19 protein-coding genes and 1 riboswitch are annotated in these 19,387 nt (G+C 43.4%); of the genes, 5 read left to right on the top strand and 14 right to left on the bottom strand.

The features are described from left to right. Window positions 1-441: 441 nt before the first annotated feature. Entirely contained in the window at window positions 442-894 is a 453-nt protein-coding gene (locus tag ACHUFI_RS21210; protein ID WP_394252814.1) for an RNA recognition motif domain-containing protein, read from the top strand. Here the strand turns inward: ACHUFI_RS21210 and murI are convergent. The 3 genes from murI to ACHUFI_RS21195 are packed head-to-tail and all read right to left on the bottom strand — an operon-like array spanning window position 857 to window position 4,256. Next, window positions 857-1,657, bottom strand: a complete 801-nt coding sequence (gene murI / locus ACHUFI_RS21205) for a glutamate racemase (protein ID WP_394252812.1) — start codon at window positions 1,655-1,657, stop codon at window positions 857-859. The genes ACHUFI_RS21210 and murI overlap by 38 nt on opposite strands. Window positions 1,658-1,714: 57 nt before the next feature. Further along, complete coding sequence (locus ACHUFI_RS21200) at window positions 1,715-2,392, bottom strand: Dph6-related ATP pyrophosphatase (protein ID WP_394252811.1); 678 nt, start codon at window positions 2,390-2,392, stop codon at window positions 1,715-1,717. Between the two features lie 46 nt (window positions 2,393-2,438). Further along, window positions 2,439-4,256: a TonB-dependent receptor domain-containing protein gene (locus ACHUFI_RS21195; protein ID WP_394252809.1), complete on the bottom strand. Its 1,818-nt coding sequence runs from the start codon at window positions 4,254-4,256 to the stop codon at window positions 2,439-2,441. A gap of 41 nt (window positions 4,257-4,297) precedes the next feature. Next, window positions 4,298-4,502, bottom strand: a riboswitch (cobalamin riboswitch). 155 nt (window positions 4,503-4,657) lie between these two features. On the opposite strand from ACHUFI_RS21195, the gene trmA reads away from it, so the two are divergent. Further along, complete coding sequence (gene trmA / locus ACHUFI_RS21190; RefSeq protein ID WP_394252807.1) at window positions 4,658-5,767, top strand: tRNA (uridine(54)-C5)-methyltransferase TrmA; 1,110 nt, start codon at window positions 4,658-4,660, stop codon at window positions 5,765-5,767. A 72-nt stretch (window positions 5,768-5,839) separates the two neighbouring features. On the opposite strand, the gene ACHUFI_RS21185 is transcribed toward trmA, so the two are convergent. Beyond that, a complete protein-coding gene (locus tag ACHUFI_RS21185; RefSeq protein WP_394252805.1) occupies window positions 5,840-6,211 on the bottom strand; it encodes a YijD family membrane protein in 372 nt (123 codons plus the stop codon). After that, complete coding sequence (gene fabR, locus ACHUFI_RS21180; RefSeq protein WP_137359756.1) at window positions 6,211-6,852, bottom strand: HTH-type transcriptional repressor FabR; 642 nt, start codon at window positions 6,850-6,852, stop codon at window positions 6,211-6,213. Before fabR ends, ACHUFI_RS21185 begins: the two co-directional genes overlap by 1 nt. A 329-nt stretch (window positions 6,853-7,181) precedes the next feature. Here fabR and sthA point away from each other — a divergent pair, with 329 nt between their 5' ends. Continuing rightward, complete coding sequence (gene sthA / locus ACHUFI_RS21175; RefSeq protein WP_394252803.1) at window positions 7,182-8,582, top strand: Si-specific NAD(P)(+) transhydrogenase; 1,401 nt, start codon at window positions 7,182-7,184, stop codon at window positions 8,580-8,582. Window positions 8,583-8,657: 75 nt separating this feature from the next. On the opposite strand, the gene dinF is transcribed toward sthA, so the two are convergent. From dinF to ACHUFI_RS21155, 4 genes are all read right to left on the bottom strand, one after another. Beyond that, a complete protein-coding gene (gene dinF / locus ACHUFI_RS21170) occupies window positions 8,658-9,962 on the bottom strand; it encodes an MATE family efflux transporter DinF (protein WP_394252817.1) in 1,305 nt (434 codons plus the stop codon). An 89-nt stretch (window positions 9,963-10,051) separates the two neighbouring features. Beyond that, window positions 10,052-10,894 carry a class I SAM-dependent methyltransferase gene (locus ACHUFI_RS21165; RefSeq protein ID WP_394252816.1) on the bottom strand — a complete coding sequence of 281 codons (843 nt, stop codon included), beginning with the start codon at window positions 10,892-10,894 and terminating at the stop codon, window positions 10,052-10,054. Window positions 10,895-10,994: 100 nt separating this feature from the next. Next, complete coding sequence (gene lexA, locus ACHUFI_RS21160; RefSeq protein WP_394252802.1) at window positions 10,995-11,618, bottom strand: transcriptional repressor LexA; 624 nt, start codon at window positions 11,616-11,618, stop codon at window positions 10,995-10,997. A 95-nt stretch (window positions 11,619-11,713) separates the two neighbouring features. Beyond that, window positions 11,714-12,076: a diacylglycerol kinase gene (locus tag ACHUFI_RS21155; RefSeq protein ID WP_394252800.1), complete on the bottom strand. Its 363-nt coding sequence runs from the start codon at window positions 12,074-12,076 to the stop codon at window positions 11,714-11,716. A 217-nt stretch (window positions 12,077-12,293) separates the two neighbouring features. Here ACHUFI_RS21155 and plsB point away from each other — a divergent pair, with 217 nt between their 5' ends. Then, window positions 12,294-14,717, top strand: a complete 2,424-nt coding sequence (gene plsB, locus ACHUFI_RS21150) for a glycerol-3-phosphate 1-O-acyltransferase PlsB (protein WP_394252798.1) — start codon at window positions 12,294-12,296, stop codon at window positions 14,715-14,717. A gap of 57 nt (window positions 14,718-14,774) precedes the next feature. Here plsB and ubiA read toward each other — a convergent pair whose 3' ends face one another. Both ubiA and ACHUFI_RS21140 read right to left on the bottom strand, forming a co-directional pair. Then, a complete protein-coding gene (gene ubiA, locus ACHUFI_RS21145) occupies window positions 14,775-15,629 on the bottom strand; it encodes a 4-hydroxybenzoate octaprenyltransferase (protein ID WP_394252796.1) in 855 nt (284 codons plus the stop codon). Then, the gene (locus tag ACHUFI_RS21140; protein ID WP_394252794.1) at window positions 15,630-16,169 is read right to left on the bottom strand and encodes a chorismate lyase; all 540 of its coding nucleotides are present in this window, start codon (window positions 16,167-16,169) and stop codon (window positions 15,630-15,632) included. 161 nt (window positions 16,170-16,330) lie between these two features. Between ACHUFI_RS21140 and ACHUFI_RS21135 the strand changes: the two genes are divergently transcribed. Further along, the gene (locus tag ACHUFI_RS21135) at window positions 16,331-16,741 is read left to right on the top strand and encodes a flagellar basal body-associated protein FliL (RefSeq protein ID WP_394252792.1); all 411 of its coding nucleotides are present in this window, start codon (window positions 16,331-16,333) and stop codon (window positions 16,739-16,741) included. Between the two features lie 57 nt (window positions 16,742-16,798). Here the strand turns inward: ACHUFI_RS21135 and glpG are convergent, their stop codons facing one another. From glpG to rpoH, 3 genes are all read right to left on the bottom strand, one after another. After that, window positions 16,799-17,635 (bottom strand): rhomboid family intramembrane serine protease GlpG, encoded by an 837-nt coding sequence (gene glpG / locus ACHUFI_RS21130; protein WP_394252790.1) that lies wholly within the window; start codon window positions 17,633-17,635, stop codon window positions 16,799-16,801. A gap of 8 nt (window positions 17,636-17,643) precedes the next feature. Continuing rightward, window positions 17,644-17,964, bottom strand: a complete 321-nt coding sequence (glpE, locus tag ACHUFI_RS21125) for a thiosulfate sulfurtransferase GlpE (protein ID WP_394252788.1) — start codon at window positions 17,962-17,964, stop codon at window positions 17,644-17,646. Window positions 17,965-18,367: 403 nt separating this feature from the next. Beyond that, the gene (gene rpoH / locus ACHUFI_RS21120) at window positions 18,368-19,225 is read right to left on the bottom strand and encodes an RNA polymerase sigma factor RpoH (protein WP_394252786.1); all 858 of its coding nucleotides are present in this window, start codon (window positions 19,223-19,225) and stop codon (window positions 18,368-18,370) included. Window positions 19,226-19,387: the final 162 nt, after the last annotated feature.

The raw sequence follows: 19,387 nt of genomic DNA, 5'->3' as shown, positions 1-19,387 counted from the left end.
TGATTCCTAAGAATCAATTTTGATAGTCATCAACGAGTGCCCACACAGATTGATAGGTTTAAATTGTTAAAGAGCTTCTAGCGTTTTGTGATTCACTTCTCACTCGCTAGGGGTGCGTACTATACTCGCACCGTTTTGAGAGTCAAGCGTTGTTTTCAACTTCTTTTCTCTCTACCGATTTCGCTGTGTGACTTTCGTCTCACTCCGTGTCGGTGAGGCGGCATTATAGAGAGATCGAACCTAAGCGCAAGGGCTTTTTTAAAATAAGTTTTTGTTCGCTTAAAATGCCACCAAATCGGCATTTTTCGAATAAAAACTAAACATTTGAAACATATCACAGCAATATGTTGGAAAATTGCAAACCATAAACGTAAGATTCATGTGTCTATTTTGTTAATGGTAGATGCGTCTATTTCGTTTATTAATATGTAGTATTCAAATATGAACTCTAAAAAATCGATGTTACTAATCGTCACAGTAGCTGTACTGGGCGGCATAGTATTCTCACAGGTGGCAATATCACCTGCTATCACCTTTATTATCGGTGTCTTGGCTTCCGCTTTTATCGCAAACCTTTCAAGCACTAATACAAAGACAGATTCAGAACCTAAAGCATCCACTAAAACGCTTTATGTTGGCAACTTACCTTATAAAGCAAATGAGTCACATGTTCGCGAATTATTCTCAGAGCACGGTGAAGTATTTGCAGTACGTTTAATGAAAGACAAACGTACTGGTAAAAGAAGAGGATTTGGCTTTGTTGTTATGGCAAGCGATGATGTTCAAAATGCAATTTCAGCACTGAATGATAAAGACTATATGCAACGCACTCTTAAAGTCCGGGTTGCTAATGATCCTAAACACCCTGAAGCGGATGAATCTGGACAGGCGTAAAGCCTAGCTGCTTCAAACTGTAATTTAGTGCGCTTTCTTCTATAGGAGGCGCACTACAAAAAATCTGACTACTCCCCTCTTTTTCACCTGTCCCTTTTACTTGCATCAGATCTTTCACTCGATTCGCAATTGCTTTCCCTGAATCAACCAATATGACTTCATTCCCCAAAACGCCCTGAATCTCATCCCGAATCAGCGGAAAGTGGGTGCAGCCTAAAACAGCCACGTCGATTTGGTTAACCAGCGGCTCTAGAATACCAACGAGCTCCTCTTTACTGACTTCGATGCCTCGCAGTTTATCTTCTGCCATATCCACCAGCCGAGTTGAGCCAAGGAGTTCAACATTTGTTTCGCTAGAAAAACTCTTGATTAGATCGTGAGTATACTGGCGGGTAACTGTCGCTGGGGTTGCAATTAGCCCGACCGCTTTATTGGCTAATAAAGAAGCCGGCTTGATGGCGGGAACCACTCCGACAATAGGAATTGAATGTTGTTCTCTTAATGTCGGCAATACGATTGTACTCGCGGTATTACAGGCAATCACGACCACATCAATGCTATGAAGCTCCACAAAGTCCAAAACGACTTTTGACACTCTCTTGATCAATGTTTCTGGTGCTAATTCACCATATGGGTAAGCCTCATTATCAAACACATAGGTATAGTTGAAGTGTGGCATCTGCTGTTTGATTTCCTGATAAACAGAAAGACCACCAACGCCTGAATCAAATACCAATACATTTTTTATGCGATTGCTTACCACAGTGATTACCCATCATTTAGAACATCGCAATAATACTCTGAAAAGAACAATTCGCAATCAATCGATGTGTTCGATAAGACGTGCTTGGTAACGTTGGTGGATAAATCGCTCTCCGATTTCTCTTTCTGTCAGTTCAATCTCAAGCTTTCCTTTAAAACAAGGTGCAGATGTCACAAGTGTGTGGAATTCGCCATCTTCCCCACAAGGGTCAACATTGTTAGGTAACACGTCTAGTAATTCACGATTGAAGCGTTTGCCGCATAAAGCCCCATCGAGAACATTACTATCTATCGTCACTAAGTAAGTATGTATTCCTCTATCTATGATCTCTAGCGCTAGATCTGTGCTGCATTCTCCCAATAAGGGAAACACACACTCCCACCCGGCAGGCTCAATGTAACTTCTCCTATAATCTGCAATGCCATTACAAAACATATCTCCGAACGCGACGGCATCAATCGGCAACTTCGAATCTTTCAATGCATTCACTATGGTCGACTGGTATACCTCATTTGATGGGAATACCTCTGGCAACTCAATCGTGATTAAGGGTAATCGAATGAGCTGGGCTTGCATTCCCACCACTTCTAAAGGAGTAACTTGAAACGGCACTTCGTTTCCTACGTACGTGGTATACAGCCCTATCACTTGATATTCGGGATGCTCTAAAAGTCGCTCTAATGTAAGGGTCGAGTCCTTGCCTGAAGACCAACTAATGACAACGTTTTTTTTCATAGACGAACCTGATAACAAAAAACCGCCCGGAGGCGGTTTTGAATAATTAGAATTGATAAGCTAGATTTGCGAAATAGCGACGCTCAGGTGCATTGTATCCTAATGCAGTTTGATACTTTTGGTTCGTCAGGTTATCAACTCTAACTCTCACAACCAATTCAGAACTAACCCAATAGCCAACTGAAGTATCCCAAAGGCTTACAGAAGGCAAAATATTATCAGCTTTGTACTCTTCGTTTGGGTTACCTAATCTCTCACCTGTATAAGTGTAAGTAAGGTTAAAATCGAAGTCCTCTATCGAGGCATCGATCAACCATTTATAGTTTTCTTCAGCACGCTTTGCTAATTGAACCCCTTTCGAGTCTTTATGATCCTTAAACTCAGCTACTACGGTATGGTTAACCAGGCCAGTTTCAAATTCACCGATAAGCTCTAAACCTTTAAGCTCAGCATCCACGTTTTCCGCATACCACCAAGGTGAGCCTTCATACCAAATGATTAAGTTATCTACATCATTATCATAAGCTGTTACTTCCAGCTTAAACAAATCGAATTGGCCCACGTAACCAATCTCACGGTTCTTCGCTTCTTCAGGCTCCAACTCAGGGTTACTTGATAAATCTGAATAGCTTGGCGCTTTAAATGCTGTACCTACATTCGCCCTAATTTGATGTCTATCGACTAATTGATATGCCGCACCAACCGACCAGGTTGTGTATTCATCATACTTGTCATGCTTATCTCCTCTCACACTCGCATTAAGTATCAGAGACTCGTATGAAATATTACCGGAAACGTACACCCCTGTAGTACTTTGAGATTCACCAGCTAAAGGTTCCAATCCATAGCCGACCGAGTCATCACTTAATTCTTCTTTTCTCCAATCGGCGCCTGCACCTAATGCTATAACATCATTGACAGAATATAAGTTAAGGAACTGAACACTTGTCTGGTCGATATTTTTTTTCGTCCCAGCGTTATCCTTCCCTTCTGACTCATCGTAATCCAAGTCATCAATGGCTTGCTGATTAACACGGAAAACTGAGTTCAGCTGTTCGCCTTGATAGCTAAGATCACCTGTCAAACTAAGATTTTCGGTATATCCATAATTCTTACCGCCACTATCATACTCTGCAAGGCTATCAAACCAACGCAAAGACAAAGAACCAGTTATTGAGTCTGTAATATTTTGTGAATATCCCGCGAACAGATTTTGGCTTTCGTAACCATAATTTAGATTCGTGGCCGGATCTCTAATATCAAAGCCATCTGTTGTTTCAAAACCACCAGCTAGTTTCAACATAGCTCCATTAGACAATTTTTGAGCCGTTGCAAAACTTGCTTCTTTTTGACTATCACTACCTGCGCCGATGGTTAATGTTGTGACTTCCTCAGCTTGAGAAGAGTTAGTAATGATATTAATAACACCAGCCATTGCATCTGAGCCGTACAGTGCACCACCAGCCCCACGTATAACTTCAACTCTTTCGATCAACCCTACCGGAATATGGTTGAAGCTAATTCCTCCAGCTGAAGTTTCAATTCGAACACCATCGATTAATACCAGAACATGGTCACTGTTATATCCACGCATAAAAATAGATGCGTTCTGCCCTCTACCTCCATTTTGAGCAACTTCAACACCTGGTACTCTTTTTAGAATATCAACTAATGACTTAGCTTGTGTTTCTTCAATCTCTTGTCTTGAGATAATAGTTGTGGATGCAATAACGTCACTTAATGGCTGCTCAAAACGGTTAGCTGTGACCACCATGGTTTCATCAGCGGATGCTTCTTGGGCGTGTAAATAAGAGATAGGGGTAAGCAGCGATGCAACGGCAATCGCTAAAAGGGATTTGTTCATGTTGTTATCCTAAGTCGCGTAAATTCCTTACCAAGTCATTAGATATGACTTAGTTGCTGGCAGGTATTCGGACTCAAGAGCACAACCCAATGGTTACCTTATATTCGACTTCCCGCTTAACTCTATAAACAGTGTCTATTGAATATTCGTTCTCTTTTACCGCTGCGCGTCAGTTCTGGATTTGCACCAGATTCCCTCTTCAGCCATCTATACATCTAAAATGGCACCAGCTTGGCGGGGATAGTATTAAGCTATTGATACTTTGTCTAGTTAAAGATTGGTATAAGCTATAGTTTTTAGTACGCGATTTAATCGGATTACATAACAGCACTGGACAAGTGCTTAGGATTGAATAAAATCTGCGCTCTTGATTTGAATGCACGACAGCAAAAGGCAACCCAATGGCGACTTTAGATGTAAACCCACAACGCTACCAAGAGCAACTTTCTGAAAAGACAGCGCGTCTAACGGAGATGTTTGCACAATACAATGTGCCTGAACTGGAAGTGTACGAATCCCCGGAGCAACACTACCGCATGCGTGCTGAGTTCCGTGTTTGGCACGAAGGCGACGACATGTACTATGTGATGTTCAATCAAGAGACTAAAGAAAAATACAGAGTGGATCAGTTCCCTGCTGCAAGCCGTCTTATTAATGATTTAATGCCGCTACTAGTCGACTCGATGAAGGATAACCCATCACTGCGTCATAAGTTGTTCCAAGTAGATTTCCTATCCACGCTTAGCGGCGAGATTTTGGTGTCTCTGCTTTATCATCGCCAACTGGATGATGAGTGGATCGAGCATGCAAAAGCACTAAAGCAGCAGTTGAACGATGAAGGATTCAACTTAAACCTGATTGGCCGTGCTCGTAAAATGAAAATTGTGTTAGACCAAGATTACGTAATCGAAAAACTCAACGTAAACGGCAACACATATATCTACCAACAAGTGGAAAACAGCTTTACCCAACCAAACGGTAAAGTCGCAGAGAAAATGCTGGAGTGGGCGGTAGACTGTACTCAAGAAAGCCAAGGTGACTTATTAGAACTTTACTGTGGTAACGGAAACTTCTCTTTAGCATTGGCTCAAAACTTCGAACGAGTCCTCGCAACTGAGTTAGCGAAGCCATCCGTTGAATCAGCACAATACAATATTGCTGCAAACAACATTGATAATGTTCAAATCATCCGCATGTCGGCGGAAGATTTTACCGAAGCAATGGAAGGTAAGCGTGAGTTCCGCCGCTTAAAGCAAGCAAACATCGATTTGAAGAGTTACAACTGCAATACCATTTTTGTCGATCCACCTCGTTCAGGAATGGATGAAGACACATGTAAAATGGTGCAAGGCTATGAACGTATTATGTATATCTCTTGTAATCCAGACACTCTAAAAGAAAACTTAGATATCCTGAGCGAAACCCACCATGTCACGCGTTTTGCCTTATTTGACCAATTCCCATATACCCACCATATGGAAGCTGGCGTTTTCTTAGAGAGAAAAGCTTAATTACCAGCCTACTATTTTAGAGGCGTATAAAAAAACGAGCCAATTGGCTCGTTTTTTTTATTCTGGTACCGTTTAGGCAGCTTTAGCGATGAACCCGAGTTTCTTGCCCACCCAAGCCAGTAATAGCATTGAGACCATAATCGCAAAGAAGTTAGACCCTGCTTCTGGGTGTTGCGCTTTTACGAAAGCAGAATGCCCAAATGCGCCCACGAAGAAACACGCCAAACCAACCAATGGAATGTCTTCTGACACTGGGTTATTTAAGTATTCTTGGTAAAGTGCTTGTACAGATAGAACCAGTGCAATCAATGGGAAAATAGAGAAAGAGACTTCACTCATTGTTACCCAAGACAACAATGCGTCACCACACATACCTGCAATCAGTGCCAACACTAATGTTTTTCTTTCTGAGCCACGGTTCAATGTATTATTTTCATTCGACATTATTCAATCCCGCCTTTTAATCGGTTACGTTCACGTTCTTTGCGATACCAATAAGCCCCTTTGGCCATCATTCGCAATTGCATGATCAATCGCTCGGCGAGTTCATCGCGTTCGCGTCGATCTAAATCTAGAGCTTCTGCGCCTGAGTTGAATACTAAAGTAACGGATGCTTCTGCTTGAGTAAAAGCTTCTTCTCGCGTCATCCCTGTCGTAATTAAGTATTCTGCCAACTCCGCAGAAAAGTGCTGTATTTCACGAACAACTGCTGTACGAAACTCGAATGATGTACCCGAACGTTCCCTCAATAATAATCGAAATACGTTTGGGCTACTTTCAATGAACTCCATAAACGTTTCGACCGAGGTACGAATCACACTGCCTTCTTTTACAATGCGCTGCCTTGCTTGACGCATGAGTTGACGAAGCAATAAGCCTCCTTCATCCACCATGGTCAAACCCAGTTCATCCATATCTTTAAAGTGTCGATAGAAAGATGTAGGCGCAATGCCAGCTTCTCGAGCAACTTCTCGTAAACTTAGATTCGAAAAGCTGCGATCGGCGCTAAGTTGGCTAAATGCTGCATCAATTAAGCTTCGGCGTGTTTTTTCTTTTTGCTGTGCGCGAATTCCCATCGGTTTCATACTTAGTTCAGTCTTCTTTTGTTACAGCCTAAAAAGGTGCGTTTTAGTCTCTTTTAAATATAACGCGAATCCCTTTCTTTTATAAGGCATTCTCGAGATATAAGACATTGCCGCGCCCTCTTGGTTCACGCCACGCAGTAAATACGTTCACTGACTTAATTTCAATCTTCCGACTGCAATTTGGAGACATACAACATACCAAATAGAACTTTTCATCAATTCTGCGTGATCACATCCACTCTTATCGTTCGCTTTTCGTTTATCCCCCTACAGAATGAGTTAAAATCTCGCTAAAGCAATGTTAAACAAATATAACAAGGAAGAAGACTATGCCGCATTCTAATCACTTTGATGTGATCGTAATTGGTAGTGGCCCTGGCGGTGAAGGGGCAGCGATGGGATTAACCAAAGCCGGATTGAATGTCGCGATTATTGAAAAAGAAGCCAGCGTGGGTGGTGGTTGTACGCACTGGGGAACCATCCCTTCAAAAGCACTCCGTCATGCTGTTAGCCGTATTATCGAATTCAATAACAACCCTCTCTTCTGTAACAACAATACCAGCCTACACTCTACTTTCTCGAACATCCTTGGCCACGCTAAATCTGTTATCGACAAACAGACTCGACTTCGCCAAGGTTTCTATGACAGAAACTCATGTACCTTAATCTTTGGTACTGCCAAGTTCACAGACTCAAATACCGTTTCAGTTATGCAAAGTGATGGGACTGAGGAACTATACAGCGCCGACAAGTTCGTTATTGCGACAGGCTCTCGTCCTTACCAGCCAGACAATGTCGACTTTTTGCATGAGCGTATCTACGACAGTGACTCGATTCTTTCTCTCAAGCACGATCCTCAGCACATCATTATTTATGGTGCTGGCGTTATTGGTTGTGAGTACGCTTCTATCTTCCGTGGTTTAGGAGTGAAAACCGACCTTATTAACACTCGAGATCGCTTACTTTCTTTCCTTGATAACGAAACCTCTGATGCACTTTCCTACCACTTCTGGAACAGCGGTGTCGTTATCCGTAATGATGAAACCTTTGAAAAGATTGAAGGCACTGATGATGGTGTGGTGATTCACTTAGAATCAGGCAAGAAAATGAAAGCGGACTGTATTTTGTATGCTAACGGACGGACGGGTAATACTGATAAGCTAAATCTAGATGCGGTTGGATTGACTGCGGATTCACGTGGCCAAGTGGCTGTAAATAGCAACTACCAAACGTCTATCGACCATGTCTACGCGGTTGGTGATGTGATTGGCTACCCAAGCCTTGCAAGTGCGGCGTATGACCAAGGTCGATTTGTTGCTCAAGCCATCGTTCACGGGAAAGCGGAAGGTTACTTAATTGAAGATATTCCAACCGGTATCTACACCATCCCAGAGATCAGTTCGGTTGGTAAAACAGAGCAAGAACTGACTGCAGCAAAAGTGCCTTACGAAGTCGGCAGAGCCTCGTTTAAACACTTAGCGCGTGCACAAATTGCAGGCAAAGACATCGGCAGCCTTAAAATCCTGTTCCACCGTGAAACCAAAGAGATCTTAGGTATCCATGTGTTTGGTGAGCGTGCCGCTGAGATCATTCACATTGGGCAAGCCATTATGGAGCAGAAAGGCGAAGCCAACACGATTGAATATTTCGTCAATACCACGTTTAACTACCCGACAATGGCAGAAGCCTACCGCGTTGCGGCACTAAACGGTTTGAATCGATTGTTCTAACCCAACGTAATGCGTCGTTAGGTATAACAACAGCAAGCCTCGAGCTTGCTGTTGTTCGTTTGGCTATCAGAAAGACTAAGCCAAAAACTCTCCTTTTCGCCATTGAGAGATAAACACCACTCCTAATCCAACACCTCGCATCCCCATAAAACTCAACATCGCGAGCCACAACGCATGGTTTTGCCAACTGAGAGCTAAATAGAAAACCCCGAAAAAACAACATGTCGCAATAAACATACTATTACGCATATCTTTGCCTTTGGTTGCTCCAACGAAAATACCATCCAGTAGAAAACACCACATTGATACCATTGGCATCGCCACCAGCCAAGGCATGTACAGCTCCGCTTGCTGCTGAACAGAAGCAATAGAAGTGATCATCTGGATCAAAGTCGATCCAAAGACATAGAAAATGACGGTGAGTAAAAGGCAGATAATCAAACTCCAGAAAAACGTACCTATCAATGATTGATTCAGCTCTTGCCTGTCTTTCGCACCTATTGCTTTTCCTACCATGGCTTCCATCGCGTAAGCGAAACCATCCATACCGTAGGAAATGATCATCAAGAAGCTCATCAACACTGCATTGGCAGCCACAACATCATCCCCAAAGCTTGCTCCTTGGAAAGTCATGAAAGTAAAAGTCGCTTGCAAGCATAGAGAACGCAGAAAGATGTCCCTATTCAGCTTAACGAATCGCATGAGCCCTTGAGTTGTTTTGCTGAATAACGATATCGGAGACGGCAGCTGTTTCTTATGCCAAATGCGCCACACACAATACAGGCCAAAAGCCATTCCAGAGTAATCTGCTATTACCGATGCTAGGGCTGCTCCTTCAACCTGCCAACCTAGACCGATAACAAATAAAAGATCTAACGCGATATTCATGGTATTGGTTACGATCACCATCCACATCGGTGCTTTTGCATTTTGAGCACCTAAAAGCCAACCAAGGATGACAAAGTTCGCCAACGCCGCAGGAGCGCTCCAGGCTCGTATCGAGAAGTATTGATCAGCATACTTTTTTACTTGTTCACTGGCGTCGCTAAGACTGAAGATACTTTCGGCAACCACACCATGCAACAATAAGAAGACAGCGGCAAAGCTCATCGCCATTGTCATACCTTGGACGAAGACAAGCCCCAACTGTTGATGATTACTCGCCCCAAACGATTGTGCCGCTAAGCCTGTTGTCGACATACGAAGGAAGCCCAGCAACCAGAACGTCACACTAATCATAGTGCTACCTAGTGCCACGCCGCCTAAATACCAAGCGTGATCTAAATGTCCGATCACAGCAGCGTCCACTAGGCCAAGAAGCGGAACCGTAATATTTGAAAGGACCATGGGGATAGCGAGCAATAACACGCGCTTGTGCATTGCTCGATTAGATAAGGTTTGGAAAATTGACTGGTTCACAGGCACCTCTTTAGTAGAGGCGACAGTTTAACTTAGCCTAAATAGCGGCACTACCATTTAACTTGAACAAGCTGTGGTGTTAAACGTTTTTTAAATTGGGACAGTTTACAGAGCCAGCGCTGCCATAGTTTCCATCTGCTGCACTGCTGCTCTAACGGAGAAAACGACTTCACCCACTGAGCCCAGGGCAACCAATTTAGTACACTATCCGCAGGAGAAGCCAAACCATGCTGATATTGGGCTGAGCCAAGTTTTTGCCCTACATAAGTCGAGCTTTTATCACCGGCTAACACTAAACAAGCTTGTGCATGGACAAAGTGGCGACTTAAGTTTTGAACAAAGTGCGCAACTTGCTGCTCCGAACAATCCAATAATGCATGTTCACACACAATCATAACTGGTGCTTGCTCAGGTATATGAAGTGAATCCAACCAATCGATATCTTCCACCGAGCCACATTTCAGTTGATAACGTTCGTTTTTATGGAACAAACGCTGACGCCACAGCAAGTTTTCGGTGACATCTAACTCAACCCAATGACAACGCCCATTATCAATACGATAAAAACGCGTATCTAAACCGGCACCCACATTAATGATCCAAGCATCAGGATGAAGAGAAAGGAACAAACGAATTTGAGAGTCGCATAACTGAGTTAAGGTCGCATGAAGAAGTTGCTGCTGATCAACATCACCAGACAAACACTCAGGTGCAAGTTTACACCGAGTACAGGCTTGTGCAGCAATAGGGTCATACACCAAACCATTATCAACTAAGCTTTCACGGCTGCGGAACCATAAAGGTTGTACCAAACTGGCTGGCACCTGATACGCTTGTTGATCTCGCTGGCTAGAAGTCAGCTTGTTTTGAGAGGATTTCGTTTGGCGGGGCATCATCATCTTCCTTATGTCACCATAAAGAAGATGATAATGAATATCAATTACAACTTCAAGCTAATGAGAATGAATATCAATCTCTATTTTAATGTGGGTATTACATCCAATCGGTATTGCGGATAATACCTACTGCAATACCTTCAATCGCAAGGTGCTGTGAAGTTAAATCAACTTGAATGGGTGAAAACTCTTCGTTCTCAGCGTGCAGCAAAACGGTCGCACCTTTACGCTCAAGTCTTTTTACCGTGACATCATCATCGACACGTGCCACAACTACTTGTCCGTCTCGCACATCTTGTGTTTTATGCACAGCCAGTAAGTCACCGTCCATAATACCAATGTCTTTCATACTCTCGCCATTTACGCGCAGTAAGAAATCCGCTTGAGGCTTGAACATACCAGGATCCACTTGGTAGTGTGCTTCCACATGTTCTTGAGCAAGGATTGGCTCACCTGCCGCAACCTGACCAATTAACGGTAAACCTTCTTCTTCATCGTTTGCCGCATCTTCTAGCAAGATACGAATACCGCGAGATGCACCCGGTATAATTTCAATCGCTTCTTTACGAGCAAGCGCTTTTAAATGTTCTTCTGCAGCATTTGCAGAGCGGAAACCTAATTCACGAGCAATTTCAGCACGTGTTGGAGGCATTCCTGATTCTTCAATCTTACGCTTGATAAGATCGAAAACCTGTTGCTGGCGGGGCGTTAACGGCTTCATGAGTCACCTGTCTTTTTATACAGTTAACTGTGAGTATATCCAGTAAGTGGACAAAAGCAAAGCAATTGGTTGTTTTTTAATTCATTTTGCCAAAACTATAGAAAAAGTATTTCTATCCAAACGTAGAACGCTAGCAGCATGCAGACAAAGACCGCCGCTGAGCCTGTGTCTTTTGCAACTCCCGCCAGTTCATGATGCTCACTGCCGATTCGATCAACAACGGCCTCTATCGCGGTATTAATCAGCTCAACCACCAGAATGAGTACAATCACAGCCACCATCAGAATGCGCTCTAACTGAGTTACGTCCAAATAAAAAGCGGTTGGGACGAGTATTAAAGCCAACAAAAGCTCCTGACGAAATGCCGCTTCATTTTTAAACGCAGCCGTTAAGCCCTTCCAGGAAAAGCCTACTGCCTTATATAGACGTTTAAATCCTGTGTTTGGTTTTTTGACCATTTTTCACTCTATACTCAATCAGTCGATGAATGATTTTCTACAAACTTAACCCTAATATGACTATTTCCATTAAAAGGTTAGACCAGTTTCTGTTATTCTTGCATCGATTAAATTTACGCCTAGGCCTATCTCTATTTTATCCGTGGGATCACCCATTCACCAAAGAAATAGAGATGCGCTAAGCCCATTGAAATAACTATTGAGGCTGTGAACCTTTATGTCTTCTGGACAAGCTTTTTCACGTTCATTACTGAAACTTCCTTTATCGGTATTAGTGAAAGGAACATCGATTCCTTCTAATCCTATTGAAGATCATAGTATTGATGTCAACAAACCGATTGTCTATGCACTACCATTCCGCTCAAGCGTTGATCTACTCACATTACAAAAGCATGCTTTAGAATTAGGCCTGCCCGATCCGCTTAGCCCTCTCGAAATCAACGGTAGCCAGTATCAACGTTATGTCTTCATTTCATCGCGTCCGACATTAGTACAAGACGACCAACACGTCCCAAGCTCGTCCATTGCCGCGTTTACCGATTTGCTGCAATTGCACAATCAAGATTCAGAGCTCGATGTTCAGGTCATTCCTGCCACCGTACTTTGGGGGCGCCAACCGGGTAAAGAAGCGAACCAAAAGCCTTACCTTCAAGCCATGAATGGTATCCAGAAAGCTCAAGCGGTTTTCCTTTCTGGCCGAGATTGCTTAGTTCGCTTTAGCCCTGTCGTGTCGTTGCGTTATATGGCTGACTCTCATGGGACAGACAGCTCGATTGCACATAAACTTGCACGCGTCGCTCGCATTCACTTCTCTCGTCAAAAGTTAGCGGCTTCTGGCCCTAGCTTACCAAGTCGTCAAGCACTGTTTGACCGTTTACTCAAATCTGAAGCTATTAAAAAGGCGATAGAAGACGAAGCGAAATCTAAGAATATTTCTATCGAGAAAGCGAACAAAGAAGCGCAAGCCATCATGGATGAGATTGCCGCTGATTTCTCTTACTCGCTGATTAAGCGTGGTTCCAAAATTTTAGGCTGGTTGTGGAATAAGCTTTATCAAGGCTTGCATATTAATAATGCCTCGACGGTTCGTAAACTTGCGCAAGACGGTCATGAGATTGTCTATGTACCTTGTCATCGCAGCCATATGGATTACCTACTGTTATCTTATGTGCTTTATAACGAAGGCATGGTTCCACCACATATCGCCGCAGGTATTAACTTAAACTTCTTCCCTGCAGGGCCGATTTTCCGTCGTGGTGGCGCTTTCTTCATTCGCCGCAGCTTCAAGGGCAACAAGCTTTACTCTACGATTTTCCGTGAGTACCTCGCAGAGCTATTTGCTAAAGGCTACTCAGTGGAGTACTTCAGTGAAGGTGGTCGCTCACGTACAGGCCGCTTATTACAAGCAAAAACCGGTATGTTAGCGATGACTATCCAAGCCATGCTAAGAGGCCTGAACCGTCCCGTGACGTTAGTCCCTGTCTATATTGGCTATGAGCATGTAATGGAAGTAAGTACTTACGCTAAAGAATTACGCGGCGCTCGGAAGGAAAAAGAAAATGCCGGATTGGTTATTCGTACCATTCGTAAACTGCGTAATTTCGGTCAAGGCTACGTGAACTTTGGTGAGCCGATCCCGCTTAATCAATATTTGAATGAGCAAGCTCCGGAATGGACGCAAGATATCGACCCGATGGGAACCAGTAAACCGCAATGGATGACACCTGTAGTCAACGATCTTGCAACCAAAATGATGACTCACATCAACGATGCAGCGGCAACCAACGCGCTAACGTTGTGTGCGACCGCATTACTTGCTTCTCGCCAGCGTGCGTTATCTCGTGATTCACTGGTCTCTCAAATAGAGAGTTACCTGTCTATCCTCAAAAACGTTCCTTACTCCGACACTTACACTATCCCTAAAGACAGTGCTGAAGATTTGGTGAAACATGCGGAAGCGTTAGACAAGTTCATCATTGAATCCGATACCATGGGTGACATTATTTCCCTTGACCGCCATCAGTCGATCCTGATGACCTACTACCGAAATAACATCATTCATCTGTTTGCTTTGCCTTCTTTGGTTGCCCAAATGTTGGTTCGTAATCGTCGCCTGACGGTAGAACAGATCCAGCAAAACGTCACGACTATCTACCCGTTCTTGAAGAAAGAGCTATTCCTAAGCTATCAAGAAGAAGCGTTAAATGAGGTGGTTGAACGAATCATTGCTGAACTGATCCGTCAGGAAATGGTTGTCGCGGAAGATGACATCATTACGATGAACCAATCAAACAGCCAAGCTTTGATGCTACTCGGCCGTACCATTTCAGAAACGCTTCAGCGCTACTCAATTGCGCTTAACCTGCTAGCCGAAAATCCAGAACTGGATAAGTCGGATTTAGAGAAGAAGAGTCAGGATATCGCTCAACGTTTAGGACGCTTACATGGTATCAATGCACCAGAGTTTTTCGATAAAGGGGTATTTGCGGCGTTGTTTTCAACATTGAAACAGCAGGCGTATTTGGATAATGATGGCAACTGCAATCTAGAGAAAACACAACAGTTTGCGAGCATGCTTTATTCAATGCTCTACCCAGAAGTTCGATTGACCATTCAAGAAAGCATCCATCAAGCTAATTAAAACGGCATGAAACAAAAAAGGCATCCAACTGGATGCCTTTTTCTTATCGAAGATTCATTACCAAAAAGCGATCAATAGCCCAGCGGTGATTGCCATCCCTACATAGTTATTGTTAAGGAAAGCTTGAAAACACAAATCTCGTGCACGATGGCGTATCAAGTGTTGTTGATATACAAACAAGCCACCGACAACCAATAGACTCCAATAAAAGGTATCGCCTAACTGGTATTCCATACCAAGCACAATAAGCATCGCAAGCGTAATTAACTGCAACACTCCAATGATCAACTTATCGAAGCGTCCAAACAAAATCGCCGTCGACTTTATCCCTATTTTTAAATCATCATCTCTATCAACCATCGCGTATTGTGTATCGTAGGCGATGGTCCACAACGCATTAATCGTAAAAATAAACCAAACAATACTAGGCAATTCGTTCGTTTGTGCAGCCCACGCCATAGGAATAGCCCAACTGAACGCCAAACCCAAAAAGAGTTGCGGCAAGTGGGTAAAACGTTTCATGAATGGGTAAACAAATGCCAACGCAATACCCGCGAACGAGAGTTTGATCGTCAGAGGATTCATCGTCAAAACCAGAAGAAATGACACGATTCCTAAAATCAGAAAAAGTACGACCGCTTCTTTACTCGAGACCGCGCCTGACGGTAGCGGACGCTGCTTCGTTCTCTTTACGTGCCCATCGACTTTTCTATCAGCAAAATCATTAATCACACAACCTGCCGCCCGCATCAAGACAACCCCGAGCGTAAAGACAAGTAGCACATTTAGGTTTGGCATGCCTTCTGCCGCGACCACTAATGCCCATAGCGTCGGCCACAACAATAGTAGCGTACCAATTGGGCGATCCATTCTCATCAACTGCCAATACGCCTTGGCTTTAGTGGCAGACATCTACACTCTCTCCTTAGAGTAAATTGGGGACGTAGGCAGAAACAATTCAGCCACCAACATCGGCTTATGGTTCATCCATAAGCGAGAGCGGCGCGCGAGTAACAGCCCTTGTTCACTTTCCACCCAACCGACTTGTAAAGCATCGCGCTTAACATTGTCAGCACTAAACACGGTGAGCCCTAGAGGGATCTCGCCTTGCCTAGACAAATCGTAAGGCTGGTCTTGTAATGTTTCCCTTGGGATCAAAGTGCGCCCAAGCACCCACGGTGAACCATCCCCTTGAAGGACAACTTCACGTAATAAACAATCCAACGATGAAAGTAACTGTTTTTCATCGTCTTTGAGGTTTTCTTGTTCTACAGTTTGGTTATGAAGCAACTCAACAGATAAATGTTGGCAGCACGCCCCCAAACGGCGAGACAATGAACCTTGCTCCATAAGCCACTGTTTTGCAGATTCACTCGGGAAGTTAAAGTTTTCTGTGTTTTGCCAATCTACATTCATTAACGAATTTAGATAAAGCGGTATTGACTGATTCATACTAGTATTCAATAAGTGGCTTTACACGTACAATAAAGCTTCAACTTTCGGTCCTACTTAACCGGAAGTCATGTTATATCTGTTTTTAGATTTAGACCGTTCATTGTATCAAGACAAACGCGTTTCGAATATCGCGATTAAACTAAAGAAAAGTCAAAAATATGCACAAACGTTATGTAGCCCAAATATTTCTAGCGATTAGCCTTATTTTTTCACTACCAAGTTTTGCTGAAGAAGAAAACGCTGTCCCTAAACTTGCTTATTTCACTCTAGAACCAGACTTAACGACTAACTTTTTCACCAAAGGGAAGAAGCTAGGGTACATTCAAGTCAGAATCGACATCATGGTGGCAAACAGCACAGACTTAGCCATTATTGAATTGCATCAGCCACTCATTCGCGATGCCGTCATCGAATTACTCGGTAAACAGGGCGAAGATACGATTAAATCATTAGCAGGGCGTGAAGACCTAAGAAAAACCTTAGTGGATCACCTTAACCAAATCCTGCTACCTGAAACTGGGAAAACCATTATTGCAGATTTGCTGTTTACCAAGTATCTCTACCAATAGACGTGATGATAGTATTAAAAAAGCGGCCCTGATGGCCGCTTTTTTATTACGCGAGAATTAGTGTCTCGATTTAAACTTCGTCGCATCAAGCCATGCTAACCCGATACCAGAGACCAAGCCTGCTAAATGAGCTGTATTTGCGATCGCCATAAAGGGTTGAACATATCCCAAGATTAGCCAGATTAACATAAAGCCGACAATGGGCTTTTGAATAGATAAACCAACTTGTGGCGCTTTGCTTCCTATTACCCACAGGTAACCGACGAGCGCATATACTACGCCAGACAAGCCGCCAAAGTTCGCCCCTTCAATCCAGTATTGGCCTGCACCTGAAAGTGCAGAAGAAACAACAAATATTTGCAGTAGTTTTACACCACCCAATCGTTGCTCAATATCACCACCGAGCTGCCACCACCATAAAATATTGAACGCTATATGCATGGCTGAGAAATGAAGCACGGCATGGCTTAACCAACGCCAAAGTTGCCATTGCTGCCCATCAATAGCCGGGAAATGCAACGCAGAAAATATGGCTTTGCCAAAGCCGACTTGCTGTAAGAGAAACACCACCACACAAATCAGCATTAAGCTCAATGTCACAGGCCCAGCTTTCGCTTTTAGCATGCTCAAAAAGCTAGGAGTATGGTAAGTAAAATTACTTTTTCGGCTTTCCGCCATATCCCAGGACGCCGCTTGGTAGCGAGAATGATTAGGCTCGGACAGAAAGCGTTTGAGTTCCGCTTCGACATCAACTTGATATTGTCCATCCGTTAGCCAGAGCGAAAACTGCCCTGCTCCTTCAGGCATCATTTGAACATTGATCTGCCGTGAGGCCATAAAATCAATAAAAGCTTGACCTAACCTCGGATTGTCTAACGAAATCAACCTAATCATAGTTTCTCCTATCCAGCGATAACAGGTAATGCCGCACGGTGCCAAGCTTCAAAGCCACCATCAACACTGTATACCTCTTCAAAGCCTTGATTCACTAAATACTGTGCTGCGCCTTGGCTACTTATGCCGTGGTAACACATCACCAAAATGGGGTCGTCAAATTCTACTTCATCCATGAATGGCACCATGGTGTCATTCGTCAAATGATATGCAGATTCTGCATGCGCCACTGCAAATGATTGTGGGTCACGTATATCCACTAACTTGGCAGATTTCTGTTCAATTAGGGCTTGAGCTCCCTGAACATCTATATGTTTGAATTGGTCCATTACTTTCTCATTTTTACGATGTTTTTATTTGCTGCCATTGTAACCTATCCCAAGACCAACAATCACATCCAGTTATTAAGGTTATCCACCAGTGATCACTTTTACACCATTTGTGGATAAGTTTGTGGATTGCGTGAATAAAGTGGTTTGAGATAAATTGATCCACTATATGTAGTGATGATCTTGATCTATCTGTGGGTTGCTTGGAAAGTATCCCCATAGGACAAACACTCTGATAGCCTTGCTACACCCTGCTTTTGGACAATTGTTGAATAATTACCTCACAGAGTTACCCACAGGGGAAAGGGCATTATTGCGATCGCTGGAACTGACTTTTCGATCCAAATAAAAAAGCCGAGATCTCTCGATCTCGGCTTTCTCTAAATTGAGTAACGGCTAGAGGTTAAAACTCACCAACTGCCGATTTCAGCTTCTTCATTGCGTTCTTTTCTAACTGACGAACACGCTCAGCAGAAATTCCGTACGTTTCGGCTAATTCTTGAAGGGTTGCTTTCTGATCGTCTAACCAACGCGAGCGAACAATATGTTGGCTACGCTCATCTAGGCTCTTCAAAGCTAAACCTAGGCGATTATTGGTATGAGATTCCCAGTTAGACGCTTCAACCGTTTCAGCTACATCAGATGCTTTATCTTCTAAATAGTAAACTGGTGCGGTATACGCTGAGCCAGATTCATCATCGTCCATCGGAGCTTCAAAAGTAGCATCTTGCGCTGCAAGGCGAGACTCCATTTCACGAACTTCTGACGGCTCTACACCTAACTCACGAGCAACGGTTTCGACTTCACCATTGTTAAACCAGCCTAAGCGTTTTTTAGACTTACGTAGGTTGAAGAATAATTTGCGCTGAGCTTTTGTCGTCGCAATTTTTACGATGCGCCAGTTACGCAGTACGTACTCATGGATTTCAGCCTTAATCCAGTGAACAGCAAAAGACACCAATCGAACCCCTACTTCCGGGTTAAAGCGCTTCACTGCTTTCATCAGGCCAATATTGCCTTCTTGAACTAAGTCTGCCATTGGAAGGCCGTAGCCAGAGTAACCTCTTGCTACATGAACAACGAATCGAAGGTGAGAAAGGATCAAACCTTTCGCGGCATCGATTTCACCTTTGTAATGTAATCGCTCTGCCAGTTCACGTTCTTCGTCAGGCGTCAGCATTGGGTAGCTGTTCGCTGAGCGGATATAGCTGTCTAGGCTATCTTGTGTGACTAAAGCCATTTGATACGCTTGGTTTGCCATTCATTTCCTCATCAATCTCTGATCTGGAGTAATACTTGTATTAAAACCCGTCAATACTGAACCTAAAATGAACAAGATTCAAGAAGGGGGAAGTAATTATGCATAATCATTTCGTCTATACAAGTCACAGACCGTATAACATCTCTCTATTTATTCCGTAAT

The sequence above is a fragment of the Vibrio profundi genome (assembly GCF_043642225.1).
GTDB classification, from domain to species: domain Bacteria; phylum Pseudomonadota; class Gammaproteobacteria; order Enterobacterales; family Vibrionaceae; genus Vibrio; species Vibrio profundi_A.
Note: the sequence above shows the minus strand (reverse complement) of the source record. Positions and strands in the feature narration are given on the sequence as shown.